Genomic DNA, 25,777 nt, shown 5'->3' with positions numbered 1-25,777 from the left:
AACCGGCTGTCCGTTTAGCCGGCGGTTCCCGCATTGCTACGCCCGCATGGCCTCAGTTGGCAAGAACCCGCTGCGACGGAAAGGTAATTTCCACCAGCGTTCCCTCGTTCGGTGTCGAGGTGATGGAGAAGTTCGCCCGGTTGGCGTCCACCATCGCCTTGGTCAAGGGAAGGCCGAGCCCGGTGCCATCGCCGCGCACGCGCTTGCCCGATGACGCCACCTGCCGGAACGGCTTCATGGCCTGTTCCAACTCAGCTCGGGTCATGCCGATGCCGGTGTCGCGGATACGCAGCGCGACGCTGCCATTGGCCTCATAGGCGGTGGAAACCACGATCTGGCCGCCTGATGGCGTGAAGCGGATGGCGTTCGACAGGATGTTGAGCACGATCTGCTTGATCGAGCGCAAGTCGGCAACGATCTGTGGAACGGATTGCGAAAGCGCCGTGCGGATGATGACACGCTGATTGTTGGCCTGCGGTTGCACCAGCGAGACCGCCTCGGCCACCGTCTCGTTAAGCGGAACCGCGATGAAATCGACATCCATCTGCCCGGCTTCGATCTTTGAGATGTCGAGGAGGTCGTTGACGATATCGAGCACATGCCGGCCCGAACGTCCGATATCATTGGAATATTCCACATAACGCGGATGACCGATCGGCCCGAAACGCTCGGTCGCCATCATGTCCGCGAAGCCGATGATGGCGTTGAGAGGCGTGCGGATTTCGTGGCTGACACGCGCAAGAAAATCGGTCTTGTGCGCATTGGCGGTTTCCGCCGCGCGCTTGGCGTTGCGTAACTCTTCTTCCGTGCGCTTCCACTGGGTGATGTCACGGATGACCACGCAATAGCCGTGCGAGGATTTGAGCCGCCCGATCGTCATGAACAGCGGCAGAAAACCGCCGGATGCCTCGCGGCCAATCACCTCGCGGCCATCGTTCAGCACGCTGGCGACACCGTTATTGGCTAGGCCGGAAAGATAGTCCAGCACCGCGCGCTGGCTTTCATGCGCAAACAAGGTGACGAAGGGCTTTCCTGCGATTTCGCCATTGTCGTAGTTGAATAGCGCACTGGCGGAGCGATTGAGCGAACGGATTTCGCCGTCGTCTCCCAAAAGCACCACGCCATCCGTTGCCGTTTCCAGAATGGAATGCAGTTCTTCGACTTCGCCCTGCAATACGGAAACGCTGCCTGCGTCGGCATTCGCCGTTTCGTCCGCTGACGTATTCTCGTTGGCTGCCGTAACCGGTGCCTGCTTTTCTTCCAGCGGAACCAGCGACAGCATCAGCGCCTTGGTGTCTTCCCAGCGGATGGATTGCAGCCGTGCCTTGACCGGAATGATGTCATTTTCGGCGCTGACGACGACCATGCCGCCTTCGTTATCAGGCATATCCTCAAGCTCCTGCCGTTGCAGCAGGGCTTCCAGTCCACCGACCTCGTCCAATTCATCAAGAGAGCCGTAGCCCGTCAGCCGCAGGAAATCCGGATTGGCATGGATCAGCCTGTCACCGGCATGCACCAGCAGTGCCACGGGCATCTGGTCCAGCGTTTCGGCGCTCAGCGCATCGGCGGGGCGCAGCTGTGGGCTAACCATCGCAGCGGCGATATCGGCCGCCGGTACCACCTCGGTGAAGGCGACTGTCTTTTCTTCGATCTGGATTTCATCGGCAGGCTTGTTCGTGGCCGCAGGACGTTCGCCGCGAACATAGTCCGCGAAGAGATCGTCTTCCTCAGCCGGTTCTGCGGCATTAACGTCTTCTTCCAGCACGGGCGGCAGGTCCACCTCTGTTACCGCGTCGATATCGTCTTGGATGTGCTGTGCAGCCGGATCGGTAGAAGGAGCGTCTTCTTCCGCCTTCGGGCCTTCGTCTGAAACGGCATCTACGGGTGCCAGCGTCCGGCCGATTTCGCGGAAGGCGGCCTGCTCGCCTGCGGTCAGGCCCTCGCGGGAGCGCCAGCGGCGCTCTTCCAGATGGACTACTTTGTCGGAGTAGGTTGGCTCCGGCTCTGGTTCCGGGGTCGGTTCGATTGCCAAGTCCGGCACTTCGAATTCCGGCGGGCTGTAATCGTGGGGCCGCTCTTCGTCCGAAATCTCGGCTGGCGCATCTTCAGCGGCCGGGGTTTCGTCATCGAGCTCATCGAGAAAAGCCAGCAATTCCTCGTCTTCATCCTCGGCAGCCGGCTGCGGCAAAACCTCGGTTTGAAGGATGTCTTCGCCGTGCAGGAAGGTGAGGCCGGTAGCGTGCGGATCCTCTGCGGCATCGGCCAGCCGCACGATGCCGAAACCACGGAAACCGTCAAATTCGCGCGAGCGCGTATAGGTGGGAAGGGCGGCGAGATCGATCGGCACCATCAGAGAAGTGCCTTCAACCGGCCAATAGATCGTCTTGCCAGACCAGGTATCACGGCGGCCGAGAAGCTCGCGAATCTTGCCTTCCGGATCGAGATTGAACAGTGCCGCCACATCGGCAAAACTCATGCCTTCGACAGCTGCCGCCTTCGCGCCCACAGCCTCCGCAAATTCGTGCGAGATCGAGCTGAAGCGGCCCTCGGCATCGATTTTCCAGACGAAACGGGATGCACGCGCACCGGCGTTGAAGACAAAAGGCCGGGGTTCGTCGGTCGGTTCCACGGCCGCCGGGAGATCCTCTTCAACGGGTGCAGCGTCCTGCGCCGCTATTGTTTCAGCGACCTCATCTTCCGCCTCTGCGCGCTCCACGTCCGGGGCCTGTTCGGTATGGTCTTCGCTGGAAGCCTGACCAGCTGCCGGAACCTCTGCATCATTCGCATCCAGTTCGAAGATATCGGCAATATCGTCCGTCATAGCCGCATTCGCAGCCGTATCGGCATCCTCCAGCGGGACATCCGCCGGAGCATCCGTTTCTTCTTCTGCTGCAAGCAATGGCAGGACGGTTTCCTCATCCTGTTCCACCGTCACTTCGTCTTCGACGTCGGAAGGCAGTTCCGGCACGTCCTCCACATCTTCTATCCCGGCGACGGCGTCGAGCACGGAATCGAACGAGGCAGCCGTTGCGGCAACAGGCGCGGTCTCGGCGACCGGCAAAGCCGGTTGGGCGGCGGCCGGGGTTTCCTGCGGCTTGTCTTCGGCAAAGCCGTTAACGGGATCGAGCGTCCCGAGCGCGGTTTCGACCACGAACAACAGATTGAGTTCTGGCGATATCGTGATCTGGCCGGCGGCGGCGGGCATGTAACCCTTGCCGGTCGGCACGGGCCGTTTGACGAGGTGGCCAGCCTGACCTGCGGCCATCCTAACCAGCGTCCTTGCCGTATGCGGCGTGATGCCGAGCGACACAAACTTGGCCGAGGCGGCAACGACCTCGTTATCGCCATTGATGACAGCGATATGGATATCGGGATCGTCAAAGCCTTCAATCATGCGCCTTGCGCATTCCGCCGTGTCAGGTGCGGCCTGATCGGTGAGGGCGGAAAACAGAATAGCAGGCTGGCCCGGTTCGGCCTCGATGATTTCCACCTTGGCGGTAACGGCAAGGCTGCGGAAGCCCGCATTGATACGAATGGTAAACGGCAGGCTGTCGCCCGTCTTCGAAAGACGCGCCGCCGTCGCGGCCAGCTGCCGGAAGGTCACGTCCTGCCGTTTGGGTCCCTGTTCCAGAAAATCATAGACCATCGGCGTGCCGAACAGCGCTGCACCGCGCCCATTGGCCCAGAGCGCACTCTGAAGATCGAGCGAGAACAAAGCCATCGCCTCGCCGCGCCCGAAACCTTCGCGCACCCGTTCATGCACTGCGATATCGATAAAGGGATACTGGACGGCGGGCATGTCGAAACCTATTCTGGCACTACCGGACCTTGCGAGGCTTTCGGCTTCCTCATGAAGCTGAAACGTAAACCCGCTGAGGCACCACGTTAACAGAATTTTAAATAACTTCACAGGGCGGCGCGGTCCACCGCCGCCTGAATGAATCGCCAAATAGAGTTAACATGAACAGGCCCGGCGAGACCCGTTCTGGCCCCGTTCCAGATTGCAAGCGGTATACCCGGCTATCGACTGTTGCCAGCTCTGGGGCCATGAAAACGGCTTGCCTTTCCAAGCCTTTTTTCGCAAAATTCGCTGAAGGACTTGCAAATAGCGAAAACACCTTTTATGTCACCCCCCGTGGCGCCGGTTCGGCGTTTGATGTGCGGTTGTAGCTCAGTTGGTTAGAGCGCAGGTTTGTGGCACCTGAGGTCGGAGGTTCGAGACCCCCCAACCGTACCATCTCCAATTTCCTAAAATTCCTGAAAATCATTGCAGCGATTTCAAACCCGATTTGGGTTATCGCAAACGCATGTCTTTGCTGCGCGTCGACGGTGCGGTTTCCTCGCTTCCAAAAACCATTTGGCTAAAATCTCTTGCGCTGGTATTGTCCGCCCAACGAAACCTTATGAAAGCCAGCAGCATAGCGTCTACGCTTGTGCGCGGCGAAATGGACAAGACAGTGATCGACCCCGGAAACGGCCCAAAGCCGTCGGAACAAGGGGCGTCGGTGGCAAACAAAGGGAAAGCGAAGCGATCCCGTCGTGGCAAGAAAAACAGGCGTGACGGTAAACCCCGTGACGTTGCTGTGCTGTCGCATGATGTTGCCGCGGATGTTCCGGCCGGTTCCCCCTATGTATCGGCTCTCGAGCCGGATGCCGAACCGCGCAAAAGAAAGCGGCGTCGGCGTTCCCGTGGCAAAGGCACCTCCCATCAGACGCCGCCTGCTGCCAGTGAACAGGCAGAGGCTGTCGTCGCAACGGATGCCACCAATCCATCCTCCGTGCCGCCTGCCGGTGGTCGCAAGTCGCGTAACCGCAAGCGGGCTCACCGCGATCCGCGCAGCCGCGATCCGCAGGGTCGCCCGCTGGTTCCCTCCCATGCGCCCCGACATGTTGGCAAACAGAACGGTCGCGCCAATGGGACGGCTCAGGAACCGCACCGGCAACAATCCGAAATGTCCGCCCGTCACGGCGCCCGCCATCAAGAGCATGGCTCCGAATTCGCAACGGACATGTATGCGGCGCTCGATCTCGGAACCAATAATTGCCGACTGCTGATCGCGCAGCCGACACGGCCCGGCCAGTTCCGGGTCGTCGATGCCTTTTCGCGCATCGTCCGGCTGGGCGAGGGGCTGGTATCGACCGGCCGTCTTTCAGACGATGCCATGGATCGCGCGGTGGAGGCTCTCAAGGTCTGCTCCTCGAAACTTGCTGGACGCCCGATCAGGCGTATGCGCCTCATCGCCACCGAAGCTTGCCGGGCAGCAACCAATGGCGAGGAGTTTCTGGAGCGGGTTACCCGGGAAACCGGGCTCAAGCTTGAGATCATCAGCCGCGAGACGGAAGCGCGTCTCGCCGTTTCGGGTTGCGCCTCCCTGGTCGGGCGTGAAGCCCGTTCGGTGGTGCTGTTCGATATAGGCGGCGGATCGTCGGAAATCGCGGTCATCAAGGTCGGCGAAAACCGTTCCAACCGGCTCGCCAACCACATCACCCACTGGACATCGTTGCCGGTCGGCGTAGTTACCCTCTCGGAACGCCATGGTGGCCGCGATGTGACGCCGGATGTGTTTGCCGCCATGGTGCGGGAAGTCGAAGGGCTGCTGGATGCCTTCCAGTGCCCGCCTCTGGCGCCGCTTGCGCATCACGAGGATTTTCACCTGATCGGAACCTCGGGTACGGTGACGACGCTTGCGGGCGTTCACCTCGACCTGCCGCGCTACGATCGCCGCAAGGTGGATGGCCTCTGGCTTTCAGATACCGAGGTGACGGCGATGCAGGACAAGCTTCTGGCATGGGATTTTGCCGGCCGCGCCGCCAATGCCTGCATCGGTCCTGACAGGGCCGATCTGGTTCTGGCTGGCTGCGCCATCCTCGAGGCTATTCGCCGTCGCTGGCCGGCGCGGCGCATGCGTGTGGCCGATCGCGGGCTGCGCGAAGGCCTGTTGACGGATATGATGGCGGATGACGGCGCATGGCGGCGTAACCGGATAAGGCGCATGCAGATGGCACGGCAGGACAGAACGGAAGGTTTGACATGAGCAAGGCGCCCACAAGCACCAATCGCACCGGCCGAAAGATCGGTCAGAAGGTCAAGAAGACCAAGCTCAAGGCCTCATCGCGCCGCTGGCTGGAACGTCATATCAACGACCCCTATGTGCAGCGCGCCAAGCTGGAAGGCTATCGCGCCCGCGCCGCCTTCAAGCTTCTGGAAATCAACGACAAGCACCAGATCCTGAAGGGCGCCACCCGCATCATCGACCTTGGTGCGGCACCCGGAAGCTGGTCGCAGATCGCTTCTAAGGTTACCGATTCCACCGAGGATGATATCCGCGTCGCCGCTATCGATTTTCTCGAAATTGATCCCATCCCCGGCGTGAAGATCCTGCAGCTCGACTTCCTCGATCCGACCGCACCGGACCAGTTGATGGAGGCCGTTGGCGGCACGCCGGATCTGGTACTGTCCGACATGGCCGCACCAACCACGGGCCACCAGAAGACGGACCACATCCGCACCATGCATCTGTGCGAAGTCGCGGCCGATTTCGCGGTTCAGGTGCTGGCGGAAGGCGGCCATTTCCTCGCCAAGACCTTCCAGGGCGGCACGGAAAAGGCATTGCTCGACATGCTGAAGAAGAACTTCAAGCAGGTCCTGCATATCAAGCCGGCGTCCTCGCGCTCGGAATCGGTCGAAATGTTCCTGCTCGCCAAGCATTTCAAGGGCCGGACCGCCGAAACGCAGTCCGTTATGCACGTGGATGAGGCGGACGAAGACTAATCATTCTGCCGGTTGCGAGACCTTGCCGCGGTGGCCGGAAACGGCCGCGCCCGCTTGCGCGTCCATGCGGATGATCGGCACGATTGCAAACAGCGAAACGAGCGCCACGATGGTGAAGGCAACGTGGAAATCGGCGAGCTGCAGATGCGAGCCGGATAACATGCTGCTGACTTCCAGGATGGCGGCTGCGAAAGCCACGCCGAGCGCAAGGCTGATCTGTTGCAGCACGGATGCCATCGAAGTTGCCTGACTTGCCTGGCTGTCGTCTATATCGGAATAGCTGAGCGCGTTGGATCCAGTAAAGAAGAAGGAACGGGCAAAGCCCGCCGTGACCAGGCAGATCATGATAAGTGGGTAAGGCGTTTCCGGCGTGAAGAAGCTGTTGGCGAGCGTCGTGAAGGCACCGACGATGCCGGCTCCGATCAGCGTTGATCTGAACCCCGTTGCGGCAAAGACCCGCTTGGCCATGAATTTCGTGGTGATCGCGCCGATTGCCCCGGCAAAGGTGATCATGCCTGATTGAAACGGGTTGAGCCCGAAACCGATCTGCAACATCAACGGCATCAGGAAGGGAATCGCGCCCGTGGAAATGCGGAAGGCGGTGCCGCCAACGGTGGCCGCCCGGAATGTCGGGTTGCGGAAAATGCGGAAATCCAGAATGGGAGCAGGATGGTTTGCCGCGTGGCGCACATAAAGAAAGCCGCAGATGAAACCGATGACCGTCGAGGCGATGCCGATGGCGGGCGGCAGTGCCGGAAGGCTGACGACCGACACGCCGAAAACCACGCCCGATGCTGCAAGACCGGATAACACGAAACCCTTGCCGTCCATCGGTGGCGGATTGGTGGTCTCGATTTCCGGCAGGAAGATCGTCGACAGCCAGATGCCGATAACGCCTATGGGCACGTTGATGAGGAAAATCCAGTGCCATGAAAAATAGGTGGTGATGAAGCCGCCGATCGGCGGGCCGGTCAGAGGCCCGACAAGTGCCGGTATCGTCAAAAGCGCCATGGCGGAAACCAGCTCGCTGCGTTGCGTCGTCCGCAGGAGGACGAGGCGGCCAACGGGCGTCATCATCGCCCCGCCCATGCCTTGCAGGAAGCGCGAAACGACGAATTCGAATACCGATGACGAGACTGCGCAGCAGATCGAACCGACGACGAAGACGCCGATGGCGAAACGGAAGATTTTCTTCGCGCCGTATTTGTCGGCCATCCAGCCGCTGATCGGAATGAAAATCGCCAGCGACACCATATAGGCCGTCAGTGCGAGCTTGAGCGTGATCGGACCCACGTGGAGATCGGCCGCGATGGCCGGAAGCGATGTGGCGATGACGGTGGAGTCCATCTGCTCCATGAAGAGAGCGACTGCCAGGATCAGGGGAATGATGCGGTTCATGAGGCTGCCTGCGGCTCTCCGCTGCGACAATGGTATCGCAGTTCCTCCTACGCCTGATGGGCCGACCTGCCAACACGTTAATTATCAATTTCTGAAGTTCCGATCAAACCTGCGTGAGGCCGGTTTTCTTGCAACTTTCTCGCTCTATTGTCCGTTGGGCAAAGTGACATTGGCGAGAATCGGGAGAAAAATGATGACTCAATCCTTGAGCATGAGCAGACGCGGCCTTATCGGTGTGGCGGGAGCAAGCGTTCTCGGCGCGCCGCTTCTGATGGCGCGCACCGCAACGGCGCAGACGAACCAGCCGCAAACTTCCATGGAGATCAAACACGCCATGCCGCCTGAAACCAATCGCTTCAAGCTTGGTACTTTCGAAGTGCTTGTCGTGAAGGACGGCGCGCGCGCCGCGCCCAATCCGGGCGAGACCTTCGGCACCGATCAGTCGGCGGAAACCGTCGGCAAGCTGCTGGAAGACAATTTTCTGCCGAAGGAGCAATTCGTCAATTCCTTCTCGCCGGTTCTCGTAAATACCGGCACGGACCTCGTGCTGTTCGACACGGGTTTCGGCGAGTCCGGCCGTGGCGCTGGTAATGGCCGTCTTATCGAAGGCATGGCGGCTGCCGGTTACTCTCCTGACGACGTGACCGTGGTGGTGCTGACCCACATGCACGGCGACCACATTGGCGGATTGATGGAAAAGGGCGCGCCGGCCTTCCCCAAGGCGCGTTATGTTTTCGGCCAGGCGGAATATGATTTCTGGACGGACGAGAAGCGGGTTGGCACGCCTGCCGAAGGCGGCCAGAAGGGCGTCATCGCCAACGTCAAACCGCTGGCGGAAAAGGCGACCTTCATCGGCGACGGCGCTGACGTGGTTTCCGGCATCACCGGCATTGCGGCGTTTGGCCATTCGCCGGGCCACATGATCTTCCGTGTCGAATCGGAAGGCAAGCAGCTGATCCTGACGGCTGATACGGCCAACCATTTCGTCCTGTCGCTGCAAAAGCCGGATTGGGAAGTGAAGTTCGACATGGACAAGGCGGCGGCCGCTGCAACCCGCAAGAAGGTCTACGACATGATCGCCACGGACCGGCTGCCGTTCCTCGGCTATCACATGCCTTTCCCGGCTGTCGGTTACGCGGAAAAGCTGGATACGGGGTACCGTTTCGTGCCGAAGTCCTACCAGTTCGACATCTGATGCATATCGCGCAAAAGCGTTAAGCGGTTTTGCGATAACGACATGCGTAAAAACAAGCAGTTAAAGCGCGTCGTGCGGAACAGGGATCCACAGGACGCTCTTTAACGCCTGCTGCAATGCAGCAACAGAATAAGCCCGGAAGGTCATTCCGGGTTTTTTCTATTTCCTTCCTGTCATGAACGTGTTACCAGCCCTCGCCAACTTCCAAGCAATCCTTGCAGGGCGCCGGGGTGAACTTTTCGTTCCGGGACGGCCACGCATTTTCATTATGAAGGAATTTGGTCATGGCACGCATCATTCAAACACCCACTGGTTTGGACGCCCTCACATTTGACGATGTGTTGCTGCAACCCGGACATTCCGAGGTTATGCCGGGACAGACGAATATCGCCACCCGCATTGCCCGTGATATCGATCTCAACCTGCCGATCCTCTCTTCCGCCATGGACACGGTCACGGAAGGCCGTCTTGCCATCGCCATGGCGCAGGCCGGCGGCATCGGCGTCATCCACCGCAACCTCACCCCCATCGAACAGGCCGAAGAAGTCCGGCAGGTAAAGAAGTTCGAGAGCGGCATGGTCGTCAACCCGGTCACCATCGGCCCGGATGCCACGCTGGCAGAAGCACAGGCTTTGATGAAGGCGCACGGCATTTCCGGCATTCCGGTGGTTGAAAACGGCGGTGCCGGCGGCCACAAGAATGGCCGTCTCGTCGGCATTCTGACAAACCGCGACGTGCGTTTCGCATCCGATCCGCAGCAGAAGATCTATGAACTGATGACCCGCGAAAACCTTGTTACGGTCAAGGAAAGCAGCGTCGATCAGCAGGAAGCGCGCCGTCTGTTGCACAAGCACCGCATTGAAAAGCTGCTGGTGGTGGATGGAAAAGGCAATTGCGTCGGCCTCATCACCGTCAAGGATATGGAGAAGTCGCAGCTCAACCCCAACGCCACCAAGGATGCGCAGGGCCGTCTTCGCGCCGCTGCCGCCATCAGCGTCGGTGCCGATGCCATCGAGCGCGCAGAACGCCTCATCGATGCCGGTGTTGACCTTCTGGTCGTTGATACCGCGCATGGCCATTCGCAGCGCGTGCTCGATGCCGTTTCGGTGGTCAAGAAGATGTCGAATTCCGTTCGCATCATCGCCGGCAATGTTGCGACCGCTGACGGCACCAAGGCACTGATCGATGCCGGCGCCGATGGCGTCAAGGTCGGTATCGGCCCTGGTTCCATCTGCACCACCCGTATCGTCGCCGGCGTTGGCGTTCCGCAGCTTGCTGCGATCATGGCCTCGGTCGAAGTGGCCAATGCTGCAGATATTCCTGTCATCGCCGATGGCGGCATCAAGTTCTCGGGCGATCTGGCGAAGGCTATTGCCGCCGGCGCCTCCGCCGTCATGATCGGCTCGCTTTTGGCCGGCACGGATGAAAGCCCGGGCGAAGTGTTCCTCTATCAGGGCCGTTCCTTCAAGGCCTATCGCGGCATGGGTTCCGTTGGCGCCATGGCGCGCGGCTCCGCCGACCGTTATTTCCAGGCGGAAGTGCGCGACACGCTGAAGCTCGTTCCGGAAGGTATCGAAGGTCAGGTTCCCTATAAGGGTCCGGTCTCCGGCGTCCTGCACCAGCTGGCCGGTGGCCTGAAGGCTGCCATGGGTTATGTCGGCGGCGGCACGATCAAGGAATTCCAGGAGCGCGCCACCTTCGTGCGCATTTCCAGCGCGGGCTTGCGCGAAAGCCACGCCCATGACGTGACGATCACCCGCGAAAGCCCGAACTACCCCGGCGCGGTTTGATCTTTCGAACCGAATCCGCAACAACATAGTCTCAGTATTTGGCGCTCCCCGATTCACGCCGGATCGGGGAGCGTTATTGTGATTGGAGGAGAAAGCATGTCACCAACGACCGCAATGTTCTGGCCGATGATAGCCCATGCATTTCTCGTGTTCGTTCTTTACGCCCTACTGCTTTACCGCCGCAAAAAATACACGCTGACGGACCGTGACACCGCGCTCAGATATCGCGATACGGGACAGGAAGGGCGCGAAAGCTATCTGGTCAACCGAAACATTGCCAACCAGTTCGAGCTTCCGGTTCTCTTCCACCCCGTCTGCCTGCTGCTTTATATTACCGACGCGGACAATATCGTTACCGTCGTTCTGGCCTGGCTGTTCGTGATTTCCCGTTATGCGCACTCCTTCGTTCACGTCACCAGCAACCGTCTGCGTTATCGTGCGCCGTTGTTCGCGATTGGTTTCGCGCTTCTCGTCTGCCTCTGGGGCTGGCTCGCCATCTGGTTGGCGCTGGAGTGAGATGGCACCGTAAGGTTGCTTCATAAGTGAGACAATCGCGCTTCTAAAATGCTGCGATTTGCGATGGGTCAATTCCGTGACGCCCCATCCCCGGTAGTCTCTGCCTCGCCGTCGAGAATTTCAGGCGAGCAGAGATTAGGGAGTATGTCATGGCTAAAACAATGAAGGCCGCGGTTGTCCGCGCATTTGGCAAACCGCTGACCATCGAGGAAGTGGCGATACCGGATCCCGGCCCGGGTGAAATTCTCATCAATTACAAGGCGACCGGCATTTGCCACACGGACCTGCACGCCGCAACGGGCGATTGGCCGGTCAAACCCAATCCACCATTCATCCCCGGCCATGAAGGCGTCGGCTACGTCGCCAAGATCGGCGCTGGCGTGACCGGCATCAAGGAAGGCGACCGCGCCGGCACGCCGTGGCTTTATACCGCCTGCGGATGCTGCATTCCGTGCCGTACCGGCTGGGAAACTCTTTGCCCAAGTCAGAAGAACTCGGGTTATTCCGTCAATGGCAGCTTTGCGGAATACGGGCTTGCCGATCCGAAATTCGTTGGCCGACTTCCCGACAATCTGGAATTCGGTCCCGCTGCACCCGTGCTCTGCGCCGGTGTCACCGTCTACAAGGGTCTCAAGGAAACCGAAGTGAGGCCCGGCGAATGGGTGGTAATTTCGGGCATTGGGGGGCTTGGTCATATGGCCGTGCAATATGCCAAGGCCATGGGCATGCATGTCGTTGCCGCCGATATTTATGACGACAAGCTGGAGCTTGCGAAAAAGCTGGGCGCGGATTTTACCGTCAACGGTCGGGCGCCGGATGCGGTGGAACAGGTGCAGAAGGCGACCGGCGGCGTCCACGGCGCGCTCGTGACGGCGGTTTCGCCCAAAGCCATGGAGCAGGCCTACGGTTTCCTGCGCTCCAAGGGCACGATGGCACTTGTTGGCCTGCCGCCGGGCTTCATCTCCATTCCGGTTTTCGAAACGGTGCTGAAGCGCATCACGGTGCGTGGCTCCATCGTCGGCACAAGGCAGGATCTGGAGGAGGCGCTTTCCTTCGCTGGTGAAGGCAAGGTAGCCGCCCACTTCTCCTGGGACAAACTCGAAAACATCAACGACATCTTCCGTCGCATGGAAGAGGGCAAGATCGACGGCCGTATTGTCGTGGACCTTGCCGCCTGAGACAGATGACCAGCGGTGGCGCTCACGCAAAAGTGTGCCGCCGCTTGTTCACCGGGCGACGATCTGCGCTATCCTCCCTGTGCATCTGCGCGTTCAGGGAGAAGAGAGCGATGGACGACAAGCCGAAGATTACGCAGGCCATGATCGACGCTTACGATGAATATACCCATCTCAGTCTCGATCGCCGCAAATTCATGGAAAAGCTCAGCCTGCTTGCCGGGTCCGGCGCAGCTGCTGCCGCAATCGCGCCGCTTCTTTCGGCCAACAGCGCCCGTGCGGCAATCGTCGCGCCTGATGATGCGGGTATCGTTGCGGAAGAGGTGACCTATCCCGCCCCCGGTGGCGAGATGAAGGGCTATCTCGTCACGCCGAAATCGGTTTCCGGCCCCATTGGCTCGGTTATCGTCATCCATGAAAACCGGGGCCTGAACGACCATATCCGCGATGTGGCAAGACGCGTGGCGCTTGCGGGGTTCAGGGCGCTTGCGGTTGATTTCCTGTCGCCGCAGGGCGGCACGCCTTCGGATGAAGATAAGGCACGGGAGATGTTCAGTGGCCTCGATATGGAGGCAACAGTCGCCAATGCCGAAGCCGGTCGGGTGTGGCTCGCTGCAAGGCAGGGTGCGAACGGCAAGGTTGGTGCGGTCGGTTTCTGCTGGGGCGGCGGGCTGGTCAACCGGTTCGCCACCAAATCGGCAGGCCTGAATGCCGGTGTCGCCTATTACGGCCAGCAACCGCCGGCGGCCGATGTGCCTGCTATCAAGGCGCCCCTGCTGTTACAGTATGCCGGTCTGGATGAGCGCATCAATGCCGGTATCGACGCCTATAAAAAGGCGCTGGAGGAAAACGGCAAGACCTTCGAAATCTTCGTTTATGACGGCGTCAACCACGCCTTCAACAACGATACGTCCTCGGCGCGATACGACAAGGCCGCTGCCGATCTCGCCTGGGGCCGGACGACGGAGTTCTTCAAAAAATATCTGGCGTGATGGGGTTTTGGTCCGCTGTGACGGACAACCCCTGAAATTCCACTCTATACGCCGCCAGCCCCGCGTTTCAAATGCTCATCAAGCCGGGGCATGATCTCAACGAAATTGCAGGGCAGGTGGCGGTAATCGAGCTGGGCTTTGAGAATACCGTCCCAGGCATCCTTGCAGGCGCCGGGAGAGCCGGGCAGCACGAAGATGAAGGTGGCGTTTGCCACGCCGCCGGTCGCCCGTGACTGGATGGTGGCGGTGCCGATCTTTTCATAGGAAATGCGATGGAAGATGGCGGAAAAGCCGTCCATGCGCTTTTCAAACAGGGGTTCCAGCGCCTCGGGTGTCACGTCGCGGCCTGTAAAGCCGGTGCCGCCGGTGGTGATGACCACATCCACGCTCCCGTTGAGCGTCCAGTCGCGCACGGTGTTGAAAATAGCAGCCTTGTCGTCTGCCACGATGGTGCGAGCGGCGACCTTGTGTCCGGCTTCTTCTATGCGTGCGACTAGCGTGTCGCCGGACTTGTCATTCTCAAGCGTGCGGCTGTCCGAAACGGTCAGAACCGCGATGCCGAGGGGAATGAAGGGTCTTTCGCCTGCCATGGCCTTATCCTCGAATTGTGTTGTCTTCAGATGGTCCGCGTCGCCTGAAAATACCAGCCGGGGCGCTTGTTTCGAAGCGATGTTTCCGCTTTTCGGGCGGCCTCGAAGGAATGAAATAGTCCAAAACAGGTGGCACCCGAACCGGACATGCGCACAAGGGAAGCACCTTCCTGCGACAGCATGCCGGCGATTGCGCCGATCTCCGGCAGAAGCGCCTTCGCGGGGACTTCCAGATCGTTTCGGCTTTGCGCCAGAAAATCCATCCAGCCACCTTCTTTCCGCTCCGGCAGGGGCGGGTTGGCCTTGTCGAGCAATCGCCGAAAAATCTCCGGCGTCGAGACCGCTTTCAGAGGGTTGGCCAGCACCAGAAAGAATTCCGGCAGATCGGAGACCGGCTCGATATCCTCGCCGATACCTCGTGCGATGAGTGGGCGGCTTTCAAGGCACATCGGCACGTCAGCGCCAAGCGCAAGCGCGATGGGTGCGAGATTTTCAGAAACAATCCCGGCATTCCAGTGCCGCAACAGCGCCCGCAGTGTCGCCGCCGCATCCGCTGAGCCACCGCCAATGCCGGAGGCGACCGGCAGGTTCTTTTCGAGATGGATGGCAACCGGGCGTGCCGATTGACCTGCCGCCACAAGCGCATCACGCAAAAGGTCTCTGGCACGGACGACGAGATTGTTGCCGCCATCGCCTGCGCGCAGCAGATCGCCAAACGGGCCGGAGATGGAGAAAGTGTCGGCATCGGCATCGCGAACATGGATCGCGTCGCCTGCTTCGGTGAAGGTCACCAGCGTCTCGAGCAGATGATAACCATCTGCCCGCTGACCGGTTACATGCAGTGCCAGATTGATCTTGGCCGGGGCCGCCTCGGTTGTTTCGACAGCCCCGGTAATGTCATCCGCGCGCATGTCGCGTCAGGATTTCTTGTCCGGGGCAGGGGCAACAGGGGCCGGTGCTGGCGGAGCCGGCGGCTGCGGCGCGGCCTCCTTCTTGGCGGTGTTTTCGGCGTCCTTTTCCAGCGGCGGCAGGCCGTTGGCAATCTTTTCCTTCACCTTGGCCTTATCCAGATCGTCATTGTCGCCAATCAGCGCGCGGTTCCACTGATACACGGCCTCGATCTTGCGACCGACACGCCAGTAGGCATCGCCCAGATGATCGTTGATGGTCTGATCGCCGGCCTTTAGCTCGATTGCCCGCTCCAGTTCGGTCACGGCCTGGTCAAATGCGCCCAGCCGGAAATGCGCCCAGCCAAGCGAATCGACGATATAGCCGTCATTCGGCCGAAGCTCGACCGCGCGGCTGATCATCTTCATCGCTTCGTCGAGGTTGATACCCTTGTCCACCCAGGAATAGCCGAGATAGTTCAGCACCTGCGGCTGTTCCGGGTTGAGTTCGAGCGCACGCTTGAAGTCCGGCTCGGCCTTGTCCCATTCCTTCAGGCGCTCATGGGCGATGGCGCGCTGGAAGAACACGGTCCAGTCCGACTTCTGCGGCATGGCACCGATCACCTCGACAGCTTTGTCGTAGTTTTCGGCCATGGCCTTGTAGTCCTTGGCGTCGGAAAGCACGCTGCCATAGGCGAGGTAAGAACGGATATCCTTCGGATCGGATTGCAGCAGGGATTGCAGGTGGTTGCGCGCTTCCTCCACCTTGCCCGTCTGCGCCAGCGTCAGCCCGAGCTGCAGCTCGGAGATGCGGTGCATCGGCGAATCCTTCGGCACGTCGCGGTAGAAGGCGATGGCGCGGTCGGGCTGTTTCATCGCCTCGGCAAGTCCGCCGAGAAGGATCAGCGTATCGGCGCTTTGCGGATCGAGCGCCCGCGACGTCTGAAGGTAAAGCGTGACGATCTCTTCGGCACCTTCGCGGTTCAGCGCACCCGCGATGGAAAACATCACGGAAGCCGCGCCTTCAACGGCATTGGTGATCTGCTGCGGCGGCTTCTCGCCCTTCTCGATGGATTGGCGAAGCGCTTTGAGCGGCGCATAGTTCGGCGCAAAAGTGTCGCCGACCGCAATTGCGTCCAGCGCCTTCTGCTTGTTGCCGGCTGAAGCCTCCAGCCGTGCAAGCGCCATCACCGCGCGCATATAGGTGTCGGAAGCGGTTGCCCCGCCTTCACGATCCGTCACGGCCTCATTGAGGCTCTTGCGGGCAGCATCTGTGTTGCCGGAGACAAGGGCGATCGCGGCGGCATTGTATTTCTGGAAAATCGAAATCCAGCCCGGACCCTTCATGTTGTTGACGAGGGCCAGCGCTTCCTTGGGTTTGCCTGAACCGGCGCGCGCCCATGCCGTCAGAAGCGTGTTGACCATGCGGTCGAGATCGTTCGGGCCGGTATACTTCAGGATTTTCTCGGCTTTGACGAATTCCTTGTCCTTGATGGCGTCGAGGCCGCGCACGATGGTCGTCACGCGTTCGACGGAGGTATCGTCCTTCATCGAATCGGCAATCTTGGCGCCAGCCTCGAAATTGCCGCTCAACAGTTCGGCGATCATCAGGCGCTGGCGGATTTCCGAATTGGCCGGATCGAATTCCAGCGCCTTCTTGTAGAGCGAAATCGCGGTGGGGTAATCCTGATCGACATCGGCATTGCGCGCGGCAAGGAATGCGCCGGAGAAGGTATTTACCTTGGCAGGATCGAAAGTAACGGCCTTGGCTTCCGTTTTCGTCTCCGCAAAGCCGGGGCTTGCACCCGCGCCAAGTGCGAGAGCGGCGGCAAGAGCCGCGCTGCAGAGAAGACGAAGTGCTGGTTTACGCCGCATGAGGGAACCTTTGCCTTTGTGCAGAAGCACGGAAAAATCAGTTTCCATTGTTTGGTCACGATAGAATGGCTTTTTTGAAGCAACCCCGCAAGAAATTATGGCCCGCGCCACAATCTACCCTTGCGGGACACCCAGTCCGAAACAGCGGCGGACGGTCTTGTCCATCCGCCGTTTGCCTGAGGCCTCCAGCGTCAGTTGAGACGCTCGATGCAGAAGTCGATGACTTCCAGAAGCGCGTTTTTCCACGGGCTTTCCGGCAGCGGTGCAAGCGCATCGCGGGCAATGGTGCCGTAATGCGTGGCGCGGCCGATCGTATCGCCAAGACCGTTGTATTTGGTGATGAGGCCGAGCGCCTTTTCGAGGTTCTCGTCGCTGCTTTCACCCTTTTCGATGGCGTTGCGCCAGAAGGCGCGCTCATCCTGCGTGCCGCGGCGATAGGACAGGATGACCGGCAGGGTTATCTTGCCCTCACGGAAATCGTCACCCGTATTCTTGCCGAGATCGGCGGATTTGCCGCCGTAATCCAGCACGTCGTCAACGAGCTGGAAGGCAAGGCCGAGATTCATGCCGTAGGATTTCAGCGCGCTGCGGCTTGCCTTGTCGGTTTTGGCGACGATGGGGCCAACTTCCGCGGCCGCTGCAAAAAGGGCGGCCGTCTTGGCGCGAATCACCTGCAGATAATCGTCCTCGGTCGTTTCCATGTTCTTGGCGACCGAAAGCTGCAGCACTTCGCCCTCGGCGATGACCGAAGCGGCGGTGGACAGCACATCGAGCGCATCCAGCGAGCCGACGTCCACCATCATGCGGAAGGCTTGGCCGAGCAGGAAGTCGCCGACGAGAACGCTTGCCTGATTGCCCCAGATGGTGCGGGCGGTGGACTTGCCACGGCGCAGATCGCTTTCATCCACCACGTCGTCATGCAGCAGCGTCGCCGTGTGCATGAATTCCACGCTGGTGGCGAGCTTGATATGGTGGTCGCCCTCGTAACCGAACATCGAGGCAGAGGCCAGCGTCAGCATCGGCCGCAGGCGTTTGCCTCCGGACGAGATCAGATGGTTGGCCACCTCAGGTATCATCTGGACATCGGAACCGGCTCTGGAAAGGATAAGCTGGTTCACCCGTTCCATGTCGGCACGGGTCAGGTCGACAAGCGGCTTGACGGATGCGAGTTTGTTTTTGCTTTCTTCAAGCGGTATGACGACGCCCAAGGGACAGGACTCCTGTTCGAATTTGAGTTCGACAATAAAAACTGGCGCCTGTCGCGGCAAGGGGCGAATTGCCGCTAGCCATTCAAAAAAATGGGAATTTGGGGCTTATCCATGCGTGAACTGATCCGTACCAACGATGCCGTGCTGTTATCCTTCGCCGAAAGCCTGATGAAGGACGCTGGCATCCATTGCCTTGTCGCCGATCAGGCAATGAGCATTCTGGAAGGTTCGCTCGGTCTTTTGCCCCGCCGGTTCCTGGTGGAGGAAGACCGCGCCGGTGAGGCCCGCCGCATTCTCGTGGATGCCGGTCTGGGCGACGAATTGCGCAACCAAGAGGCGTAAACGAACGTGGGCGGCGAGATTTCGGAAACTTTGGATGCGTTTCACCGGGGCCGTTTTCACATTCTCCAGCCCAAGGGCAGGGGGCACCGCGCCGGCATGGACGCCATGCTTCTTGCCTCGATGGTAGCGGACGAGCGCGCCTGCCATATAGCCGATCTCGGCGCGGGCGCGGGCGCGGCAGGTTTCGCGGTCGCCACGCGGCTTGAAAAGGCCGAAGTGACCCTGTTCGAACGTTCGCCGGAAATGGTGGAATTTGCCCGCCGCAGCCTGGCATTGCCGGAAAATGCCGCTTTTTCCGCCCGTATCAGCGTGTGTGAGGCCGACGTGACACAGCGTGGCAACGCGCGCGTCGAGGCCGGACTGCCGGACGGGCATTTTCACCACGTCATCATGAACCCGCCCTATAATGATGCAGGTGACCGCCGCACGCCCGATGCGCTGAAGGCTGAGGCCCACGCCATGACGGAGGGCCTGTTCGAGGACTGGATCAGGACCGCAGGTGCGATCACGGTTCCAGGCGGGCAGCTTTCCCTTATTGCACGGCCGCAATCGGTGGCGGAGATCATTGCCGCCTGTGGCAGCCGTTTCGGCGGCATCGAGATCACACTCATCCATCCACGCCCCGGCGAGGACGCGGTGCGCATGCTCGTAACGGCGATCAAGGGGTCACGGGCGCGGCTGTCGTTCCGGGCGCCGCTCGTCATGCACGAGACCGGCAGCCATGCTTTCACGCCCATCGTGGATGACCTGAATAATGGCCGCACCGCCTATCGCCGTAATGTAAAGGCAATCGGGCCTGGCCTATAAATTCGCCGTTCCTCCGGCCGCAAACCATTGTGTTTTGCAGGGCAATACATACATCCGTGACGAACAGGCAAATGCTGCGAGGAGTGAATTGTGGGTTTTCTGAAGTATCTGGTGCCGAAACGCTTTCGCAAAAAAGAACTCGTCATCCCGGTTGTGCGCATGCATGGCGCCATCATGGCTGGCGGCAACCAGTTCCGCCCCGCTCTCAATCTTGCTTCCTATGCACCGCTGCTGGAAAAGGCCTTTGCCATCAAGGACGCGCCAGCTGTTGCCATTTCCGTGAATTCTCCCGGTGGCTCGCCGGTGCAGGCGCGAATGATCTATAATCGCATCCGCCAGCTTGCCGAGGAAAAGGACAAGAAGGTCCTGATCTTCGTGGAGGATGTGGCGGCCTCCGGTGGCTACATGATCGCGCTTGCCGGCGACGAGATCATCGCCGACCCCACCTCCATCGTCGGTTCGATCGGCGTCGTTTCCGGCGGTTTCGGTTTCCCGGAAATGCTGAAGAAGATCGGGGTGGAGCGCCGTGTCTATACCGCCGGCGAGAACAAGGTCATCCTCGATCCCTTCCAGCCGGAAAAAGAGGGCGACATCGAATATCTGAAGTCGCTTCAGGTCGAAATCCACAATGTTTTCATCGATATGGTCAAGATGCGCCGCGGTGCAAAATTGAAGGGCGATGAGACGGTCTTTTCCGGCCTGTTCTGGACCGGTATGCGTGGCCTGGATCTCGGCCTGATCGACGGCTTGGGCGACATGAGGGAAGTTCTGCGCCGCCGTTACGGGACGAAGGTCAAGCTTCAGCTCGTCACCGGCGGGCGCTCGCTGTTCGGCAAAAAAGTGCCGGGCGTGAATGCGGCACTCGGCCTCAATGCCGAAAGGCTTGCGGCAGGCGCCGTCTCGGGACTTGCGGAAGTTGCCGAAGAAAAGGCATTGTGGTCGCGTTTCGGTCTATGATGTCGCAGGAATAGGGCCTTATGGCGCAGCTTATTACAATTGTTCTTCTGGTGGTGGGATCCGTCATCCTCTACCGCCGCTTCGTTCGCGATGCGGAAAAGCTTTCGGCAAAATCGAAGCAGCGCGAAAAGGAACGCGAAACCGGCGCCATCGGCACGCTGATCAAGGATCCCGAAACCGGCGAATACCGCGTGAAGCGTGAGGATGAGACGTAAGCCGGTGTCTCCACGCATAAATCCTTGACCCCTTCGCCATGCCGTGGCACCAGTCCGCATCCGAAGTAAGTCAGTGCTTACTTATCCTCACAACGCCGCGATGACTGCAATGACCGATATTCCAGACCATATGAACCCCAAGCGTTCCTTTCAGGCGCTGATCCTGACGCTGCACAATTACTGGGCCGACAAGGGCTGCGCGGTATTGCAGCCCTATGATATGGAAGTGGGCGCTGGTACGTTTCATCCGGCAACGACGCTGCGCGCGCTGGGCCCGAAGCCGTGGAAGGCTGCCTATGTGCAGCCCTCGCGCCGGCCTTCCGATGGTCGCTACGGTGAAAACCCCAACCGTTTGCAGCATTATTACCAGTATCAGGTCATTCTGAAGCCCAACCCTTCCAACCTTCAGGAACTGTATCTCGGTTCGCTGAAGGCGATCGGTCTCGATCCACTGCTGCATGATGTGCGCTTCGTCGAAGACGACTGGGAAAGCCCGACGCTCGGCGCCTGGGGTCTCGGCTGGGAGTGCTGGTGCGACGGTATGGAAGTGTCGCAATTCACCTACTTCCAGCAGGTCTGCGGCATCGAATGCTCGCCGGTCGCTGGCGAACTGACCTACGGTCTGGAGCGTTTGGCCATGTATGTTCAGGGCGTCGACAATGTCTACGACCTCAACTTCAACGGCCGCGAGGGTGAAGAGAAAATCTCCTATGGTGACGTCTTCCTGCAGGCCGAGCAGGAATACTCCCGCCATAATTTCGAATTTGCCGACACCGGCATGCTGCATCGCCATTTCATCGACGCGGAAAAGGAATGCCAGGCGCTTCTTGCCGCCGGTGCGCCGGGTGATGATGACAATCAGCGCCTGCATAAATGCGTGTTCCCGGCCTATGACCAGTGCATCAAGGCAAGCCATGTCTTCAACCTGTTGGATGCGCGCGGCGTGATCTCGGTGACGGAACGCCAGAGCTATATCCTGCGCGTGCGCACGCTGGCAAAAGCCTGCGGCGAAGCCTTCCTGCTCACGGATGCGGGCGGGTTGAACTGGAACAGGGCCGCCTAAACCTTTATGTAAGGCGGGGCAACAGTCTAACGTGCGGGTGCCGTTGCGGCGCTCGCGCCTCTTGAGGAGGGGTCGGGAATGTTCATCACGCTGGCAATCATCGCGGCAATCGCGCTCTATGTCGTCTTCATCTATAACGGCCTCGTCAAGGCGCGGCAGATGAAGGAAGAGGCGTGGTCGGGCATCGATGTGCAGTTGAAACGCCGCGCCGATCTCATTCCCAATCTCATCGAGACCGTGAAGGGTTACGCGGCGCATGAAAAAAGCACCTTCGAGGAGGTGATTGCCATGCGCAACCGGGCCCAGGCCGTACCGGCTGGCGATGTCGAAGGCCGCGCCCAGGCGGAAGGCATGCTGTCGCAAGCGCTCGGCAAGCTCTTTGCGCTCGCTGAAGCCTATCCCGATCTGAAAGCCAACACGAACTTTCTGGAATTGCAGCGCTCGCTGGAAACCATCGAGGGCGAACTGCAGATGTCGCGCCGTTATTACAATGGCGCCGCGCGCGATCTGAACGTCAGGGTGGAAAGCTTCCCATCCAATCTGATCGCCGGCCAGTTCGGTTTTGCCAAGGCACCCTATTTCGAGATCGACAACCCGGCAGACCGCGCCGTGCCGACCGTGAAATTCTAAGGCCACCGTTCCCCGGGTCCAAATCCTCCCGCCGACATTCCTGTATCCCGGCTCTCTGCCGCATTCTTTGACAAGACGACGATCATGATCGAACTGACCATCACCCCGCCCGGCCACCCGCTTTCCGGCAAGGTAGAGCCGCCCGGCTCCAAATCCATCACCAACCGCGCGCTTCTGCTGGCTGGCCTCGCCAAGGGAAAAAGCCGCCTAACCGGCGCGTTGAAGAGCGATGATACGCTCTATATGGCCGAAGCCCTGCGCGCCATGGGCGTTAAGGTGACAGAACCTGACGCCACGACCTTCGTGGTGGAGGGTACAGGCGTGCTTCAACAGCCGGAAAAGCCGCTTTTTCTCGGCAATGCCGGCACAGCCACGCGGTTCCTGACTGCGGCTGCAGCACTGGTGGATGGCGCCGTCATCATCGATGGCGACGAGCACATGCGCAAACGCCCGATCATGCCGCTGGTGGAAGCGCTGCGCGCCCTCGGCGTCGAAGCGGATGCGCCGACCGGCTGCCCGCCAGTTACCGTGCGGGGCAAGGGCATGGGTTTCCCGAAGGGCAGCGTCACCATCGATGCCAACCTCTCCAGCCAGTATGTGTCGGCACTTCTGATGGCGGCCGCCTGCGGTGACAAGCCTGTCGATATCATCCTCAAGGGCGAGGAAATCGGCGCGAAGGGTTATATCGATCTCACAACATCAGCCATGGAAGCCTTCGGCGCAAAGGTGGAGCGAGTTAGCAACGCCATCTGGCGCGTGCATCCGACAGGTTACACCGCGACCGATTTCCACATCGAACCGGATGCATCCGCCGCCACGTATCTCTGGGGCGCGGAACTTCTGACCGGCGGTGCGATCGACATCGGCACGCCCGCCGACAAGTTCACCCAGCCGGATGCCAAGGCCTATGAGGTCATGGCGCAGTTTCCGCACCTGCCCGCTGAAATCGACGGTTCGCAGATGCAGGACGCCATTCCGACCATCGCCGTTCTCGCCGCGTTCAACGAAACGCCAGTACGTTTCGTCGGCATTGCCAATCTGCGCGTCAAGGAATGCGACCGCATCCGCGCCGTCTCGCTCGGCCTCAACGAAATCCGCAACGGTCTGGCGCATGAGGAAGGCGACGACCTGATCGTGCATGCCGACCCGGCGCTGGCTGGTCAGACGGTCGATGCCTCCATCGATACTTTTGCCGATCACCGCATCGCCATGAGCTTCGCGCTGGCGGCTCTGAAGATCGGCGGCATCGCCATCCAGAACCCGGCCTGCGTTGGCAAGACCTATCCGGGCTACTGGAAGGCGCTCGCCTCGCTCGGCGTCGACTATACCGAAAAGGAAAGTGCTGCCGAGCCGCAGCACTGAAACCGGCTGGAGGAGACCGCCCCGTGAAGACCATCGCCGCAAGACTTCTCGCGCTGCTTGTCTTCCTGGGCGCGGCATGCCCGGCCTTTGCGGAAGAATTCATCCGCTCCTATCATTCCGTCGTCGAGGTTGCGAAGAGTGGCGAACTGACGGTGACGGAAACCATCACCGCCCGTGCTGAAGGTCAGAACATCAAGCGCGGCATCTTTCGCGATTTCCCGCTTTATGCGCTGGATGCGAATAACCGACGCACCAAGGTGGATTTTAACGTCGTTTCCGTGGAGCGCGATGGCGCGCCGGAGAACTGGCGCACCGAGAATATCGATGGCGGCATCCGCATTTATACCGGCAGCGCCGATCGTTTTCTTCCGACCGGCGAGCATATCTTCCAGATCACCTACACCACCGCCCGGCAGATCCGTTATTTCAGCGACTATGACGAACTCACCTGGAATGTCACCGGCAATGGCTGGCAGTTTCCGATGGGTGAGATTTCCGCCACCATCACTTTGCCACAAGACGTGAAGGCCATCGATACTGCCGTTTTCACCGGTCCACTCGGTGCCAAGGGCAAGGATGCGCGCATTTTGAGCGAAGGCAACGAGGTGTTTTTTGCCTCTACCCGCCCGTTTTCAGTGGGCGAGGGCATGACAGTTGCCGTGAAGTTACCGAAGGGCGCCATTGCCGCCCCCGACTCCTCCCAGGAGGCAGGTTGGTGGCTACGTGACAATCTCGCCATCCTGCTTTCGGGCGGCGGGCTTTTCGCAGTGCTGCTCTATTATCTGCGAGCATGGTTCGCGGTCGGCCGTGATCCGGCCAAGGGTGTAGTCGTGCCGCGCTGGGATGCACCGGAGGGGCTTTCGCCGGCTCTGGTCAATTACGTTGATAACAGGGGTTTTTCCGGCGCAGGCTGGACAGCGCTGTCCGCCTCCGCCCTTGATCTGGCGGTCAAGGGTTATGTCGTTCTGGAGGATCTGAAGAACTCCATCGTCATCCGCCGCACGCAAAAGCAGGCTGGGGCGGAGTTGCCGAGCGGGCAGAAGACGCTGTTGTCCTCCATCGGCGGTCCGGGCGAGACGCTCACCATCGACAAGGCGCATGGAACGGAAGTCGAAAAAGTCGGCAAGCAGTTTCGCGCGGCGATAGAGAAAGAGCACCGCGGCAAATATTACCGCAGCAATGCTGGTTACATCGTTTTCGGCATCTTCTTCAGCGTCGCCATCATCGTCGCGACGCTGGTGTTCGGTGATCTCGATGAGAGCGCCATTGCCGCCGTGCTGGTCTTCGGCTTTTTCGCCTTCTTCTTCAGCATCCTGTCGATCGGCATCGGTCGACAGTTCTCGCGTGGCGCGTCGTTGAGCAAGCGCATCGGCGGCATCGTCATGCTGGCCTTTGCCGGTTTTGTGGCTTTTTCGGTCATTGGCGGCATTGCCACGCAGATCCTGCTGGATGTGACGCATGACACCAAGTCGCTGGCGCTGGCCGCCATCGGCGGCATCGTGCTTACCAACGCGCTGTTCCTGTTCCTGATGGGTGCGCCGACGCCGCTCGGCCGCAAGCTGATGGACGGCATCGAGGGCCTCAGAACCTATCTGACGCTGGCGGAAAAGGACCGGATGAATATGGCGGATGCCCCCGCCATGTCGCCGCAGCATTTTGAGACATTGCTGCCCTATGCGGTCGCGCTCGGCGTGGAAAAACCCTGGAGCCGCACCTTCGAGACCTGGCTTGCCACGGCTGCTGCCGGTGCCGCCGCGGCAAGTTATGCGCCCGGCTGGTATTTGGGCAGCAATTACGGCAGCTTCGGAGACCGGATTGGTGGGTTCTCCACTTCCATGGCGAATACAATCGCTTCCACCATTCCCCAGCCTGTCAGCTCATCTTCCTCCAGCTTTTCAGGTGGCGGTGGCGGTGGTTCTTCCGGTTCGGGCGGCGGCGGCGGTGGTGGTGGCGGCTGGTAACGTCCACCGGCGGTAATTTAACCGATAGCTGATGACTTTTGC

21 protein-coding genes and 1 tRNA gene are annotated in these 25,777 nt (G+C 60.2%); 16 read left to right on the top strand and 6 right to left on the bottom strand.

Annotation, left to right across the window (positions count from 1 at the left end; translation table 11 throughout):
* Positions 1-52: 52 nt before the first annotated feature.
* The gene (locus tag ACQZ45_RS06385) at positions 53-3,799 is read right to left on the bottom strand and encodes an ATP-binding protein (protein WP_113291979.1); all 3,747 of its coding nucleotides are present in this window, start codon (positions 3,797-3,799) and stop codon (positions 53-55) included.
* Positions 3,800-4,160: 361 nt separating this feature from the next.
* Between ACQZ45_RS06385 and ACQZ45_RS06380 the strand changes: the two genes are divergently transcribed.
* The 3 genes from ACQZ45_RS06380 to ACQZ45_RS06370 all read left to right on the top strand — a co-directional run bounded on the left by ACQZ45_RS06380 (position 4,161) and on the right by ACQZ45_RS06370 (position 6,772).
* Positions 4,161-4,237, top strand: a tRNA-His gene (locus tag ACQZ45_RS06380).
* Between the two features lie 166 nt (positions 4,238-4,403).
* Positions 4,404-6,035, top strand: coding sequence for a Ppx/GppA phosphatase family protein (locus tag ACQZ45_RS06375; protein ID WP_162736224.1), 1,632 nt, complete (start codon positions 4,404-4,406; stop codon positions 6,033-6,035).
* Positions 6,032-6,772, top strand: coding sequence for an RlmE family RNA methyltransferase (locus ACQZ45_RS06370; RefSeq protein ID WP_003515161.1), 741 nt, complete (start codon positions 6,032-6,034; stop codon positions 6,770-6,772). Before ACQZ45_RS06375 ends, ACQZ45_RS06370 begins: the two co-directional genes overlap by 4 nt.
* On the opposite strand, the gene ACQZ45_RS06365 is transcribed toward ACQZ45_RS06370, so the two are convergent.
* Entirely contained in the window at positions 6,773-8,170 is a 1,398-nt protein-coding gene (locus tag ACQZ45_RS06365; protein ID WP_003515163.1) for an MDR family MFS transporter, read from the bottom strand.
* A gap of 193 nt (positions 8,171-8,363) precedes the next feature.
* On the opposite strand from ACQZ45_RS06365, the gene ACQZ45_RS06360 reads away from it, so the two are divergent.
* From ACQZ45_RS06360 to ACQZ45_RS06340, 5 genes are all read left to right on the top strand, one after another.
* Complete coding sequence (locus ACQZ45_RS06360) at positions 8,364-9,365, top strand: MBL fold metallo-hydrolase (RefSeq protein WP_003515164.1); 1,002 nt, start codon at positions 8,364-8,366, stop codon at positions 9,363-9,365.
* Between the two features lie 284 nt (positions 9,366-9,649).
* Positions 9,650-11,155, top strand: a complete 1,506-nt coding sequence (gene guaB, locus ACQZ45_RS06355) for an IMP dehydrogenase (protein ID WP_003515165.1) — start codon at positions 9,650-9,652, stop codon at positions 11,153-11,155.
* 114 nt (positions 11,156-11,269) lie between these two features.
* Entirely contained in the window at positions 11,270-11,671 is a 402-nt protein-coding gene (locus ACQZ45_RS06350; protein WP_003515166.1) for an MAPEG family protein, read from the top strand.
* 149 nt (positions 11,672-11,820) lie between these two features.
* Positions 11,821-12,849, top strand: a complete 1,029-nt coding sequence (gene adhP / locus ACQZ45_RS06345; protein ID WP_003515167.1) for an alcohol dehydrogenase AdhP — start codon at positions 11,821-11,823, stop codon at positions 12,847-12,849.
* 110 nt (positions 12,850-12,959) lie between these two features.
* Positions 12,960-13,838, top strand: coding sequence for a dienelactone hydrolase family protein (locus ACQZ45_RS06340; RefSeq protein ID WP_019564276.1), 879 nt, complete (start codon positions 12,960-12,962; stop codon positions 13,836-13,838).
* Positions 13,839-13,882: 44 nt separating this feature from the next.
* On the opposite strand, the gene moaB is transcribed toward ACQZ45_RS06340, so the two are convergent.
* From moaB to ACQZ45_RS06320, 4 genes are all read right to left on the bottom strand, one after another.
* On the bottom strand, positions 13,883-14,428 hold the full coding sequence (moaB, locus tag ACQZ45_RS06335) for a molybdenum cofactor biosynthesis protein B (RefSeq protein WP_003515169.1): 546 nt from the start codon (positions 14,426-14,428) through the stop codon (positions 13,883-13,885).
* Positions 14,429-14,454: 26 nt separating this feature from the next.
* Positions 14,455-15,339, bottom strand: coding sequence for a 4-(cytidine 5'-diphospho)-2-C-methyl-D-erythritol kinase (locus ACQZ45_RS06330; protein ID WP_113291978.1), 885 nt, complete (start codon positions 15,337-15,339; stop codon positions 14,455-14,457).
* A 6-nt stretch (positions 15,340-15,345) separates the two neighbouring features.
* The gene (locus ACQZ45_RS06325) at positions 15,346-17,190 is read right to left on the bottom strand and encodes a tetratricopeptide repeat protein (RefSeq protein WP_113292029.1); all 1,845 of its coding nucleotides are present in this window, start codon (positions 17,188-17,190) and stop codon (positions 15,346-15,348) included.
* Between the two features lie 191 nt (positions 17,191-17,381).
* Positions 17,382-18,398 carry a polyprenyl synthetase family protein gene (locus ACQZ45_RS06320; protein ID WP_026330625.1) on the bottom strand — a complete coding sequence of 339 codons (1,017 nt, stop codon included), beginning with the start codon at positions 18,396-18,398 and terminating at the stop codon, positions 17,382-17,384.
* A 111-nt stretch (positions 18,399-18,509) separates the two neighbouring features.
* On the opposite strand from ACQZ45_RS06320, the gene ACQZ45_RS06315 reads away from it, so the two are divergent.
* From ACQZ45_RS06315 to ACQZ45_RS06280, 8 genes are all read left to right on the top strand, one after another.
* Entirely contained in the window at positions 18,510-18,740 is a 231-nt protein-coding gene (locus tag ACQZ45_RS06315; protein WP_113291977.1) for a putative signal transducing protein, read from the top strand.
* Between the two features lie 6 nt (positions 18,741-18,746).
* Positions 18,747-19,547, top strand: coding sequence for a methyltransferase (locus ACQZ45_RS06310; RefSeq protein WP_113291976.1), 801 nt, complete (start codon positions 18,747-18,749; stop codon positions 19,545-19,547).
* Between the two features lie 87 nt (positions 19,548-19,634).
* Positions 19,635-20,504: a S49 family peptidase gene (locus ACQZ45_RS06305; RefSeq protein WP_025592532.1), complete on the top strand. Its 870-nt coding sequence runs from the start codon at positions 19,635-19,637 to the stop codon at positions 20,502-20,504.
* Between the two features lie 20 nt (positions 20,505-20,524).
* Positions 20,525-20,719 carry an NfeD family protein gene (locus ACQZ45_RS06300; protein WP_003515179.1) on the top strand — a complete coding sequence of 65 codons (195 nt, stop codon included), beginning with the start codon at positions 20,525-20,527 and terminating at the stop codon, positions 20,717-20,719.
* 100 nt (positions 20,720-20,819) lie between these two features.
* Positions 20,820-21,782, top strand: a complete 963-nt coding sequence (locus tag ACQZ45_RS06295) for a glycine--tRNA ligase subunit alpha (protein WP_162736222.1) — start codon at positions 20,820-20,822, stop codon at positions 21,780-21,782.
* A gap of 78 nt (positions 21,783-21,860) precedes the next feature.
* On the top strand, positions 21,861-22,412 hold the full coding sequence (locus ACQZ45_RS06290) for a LemA family protein (RefSeq protein WP_025592535.1): 552 nt from the start codon (positions 21,861-21,863) through the stop codon (positions 22,410-22,412).
* An 84-nt stretch (positions 22,413-22,496) separates the two neighbouring features.
* Positions 22,497-23,774, top strand: coding sequence for a 3-phosphoshikimate 1-carboxyvinyltransferase (locus ACQZ45_RS06285; RefSeq protein ID WP_111804409.1), 1,278 nt, complete (start codon positions 22,497-22,499; stop codon positions 23,772-23,774).
* 23 nt (positions 23,775-23,797) lie between these two features.
* Positions 23,798-25,735: a DUF2207 domain-containing protein gene (locus ACQZ45_RS06280; protein ID WP_113291975.1), complete on the top strand. Its 1,938-nt coding sequence runs from the start codon at positions 23,798-23,800 to the stop codon at positions 25,733-25,735.
* Positions 25,736-25,777: the final 42 nt, after the last annotated feature.

Source organism: Agrobacterium sp. 16-2014-1-2a (genome assembly GCF_053522705.1).
The sequence above is the reverse complement of the archived record's forward strand: the minus strand, read 5'-3'. Positions and strand labels throughout refer to the sequence as shown.

What these genes read in the sequence shown, in the direction of transcription:
- ACQZ45_RS06370 (WP_003515161.1), top strand. Translation starts at nt 6,032, where the DNA reads ATGAGCAAGGCGCCCACAAGCACCAATCGCACCGGCCGAAAGATCGGT.
- ACQZ45_RS06360 (WP_003515164.1), top strand. Translation starts at nt 8,364, where the DNA reads ATGACTCAATCCTTGAGCATGAGCAGACGCGGCCTTATCGGTGTGGCG.
- ACQZ45_RS06350 (WP_003515166.1), top strand. Translation starts at nt 11,270, where the DNA reads ATGTTCTGGCCGATGATAGCCCATGCATTTCTCGTGTTCGTTCTTTAC.
- ACQZ45_RS06375 (WP_162736224.1), top strand. Translation starts at nt 4,404, where the DNA reads ATGAAAGCCAGCAGCATAGCGTCTACGCTTGTGCGCGGCGAAATGGAC.
- ACQZ45_RS06285 (WP_111804409.1), top strand. Translation starts at nt 22,497, where the DNA reads ATGATCGAACTGACCATCACCCCGCCCGGCCACCCGCTTTCCGGCAAG.
- ACQZ45_RS06340 (WP_019564276.1), top strand. Translation starts at nt 12,960, where the DNA reads ATGGACGACAAGCCGAAGATTACGCAGGCCATGATCGACGCTTACGAT.
- moaB (WP_003515169.1), bottom strand. Translation starts at nt 14,428, where the DNA reads ATGGCAGGCGAAAGACCCTTCATTCCCCTCGGCATCGCGGTTCTGACC.
- ACQZ45_RS06315 (WP_113291977.1), top strand. Translation starts at nt 18,510, where the DNA reads ATGCGTGAACTGATCCGTACCAACGATGCCGTGCTGTTATCCTTCGCC.
- ACQZ45_RS06295 (WP_162736222.1), top strand. Translation starts at nt 20,820, where the DNA reads ATGACTGCAATGACCGATATTCCAGACCATATGAACCCCAAGCGTTCC.
- ACQZ45_RS06330 (WP_113291978.1), bottom strand. Translation starts at nt 15,339, where the DNA reads ATGCGCGCGGATGACATTACCGGGGCTGTCGAAACAACCGAGGCGGCC.
- ACQZ45_RS06325 (WP_113292029.1), bottom strand. Translation starts at nt 17,190, where the DNA reads ATGCGGCGTAAACCAGCACTTCGTCTTCTCTGCAGCGCGGCTCTTGCC.
- ACQZ45_RS06300 (WP_003515179.1), top strand. Translation starts at nt 20,525, where the DNA reads ATGGCGCAGCTTATTACAATTGTTCTTCTGGTGGTGGGATCCGTCATC.
- ACQZ45_RS06290 (WP_025592535.1), top strand. Translation starts at nt 21,861, where the DNA reads ATGTTCATCACGCTGGCAATCATCGCGGCAATCGCGCTCTATGTCGTC.
- ACQZ45_RS06385 (WP_113291979.1), bottom strand. Translation starts at nt 3,799, where the DNA reads ATGCCCGCCGTCCAGTATCCCTTTATCGATATCGCAGTGCATGAACGG.
- ACQZ45_RS06365 (WP_003515163.1), bottom strand. Translation starts at nt 8,170, where the DNA reads ATGAACCGCATCATTCCCCTGATCCTGGCAGTCGCTCTCTTCATGGAG.
- adhP (WP_003515167.1), top strand. Translation starts at nt 11,821, where the DNA reads ATGGCTAAAACAATGAAGGCCGCGGTTGTCCGCGCATTTGGCAAACCG.
- guaB (WP_003515165.1), top strand. Translation starts at nt 9,650, where the DNA reads ATGGCACGCATCATTCAAACACCCACTGGTTTGGACGCCCTCACATTT.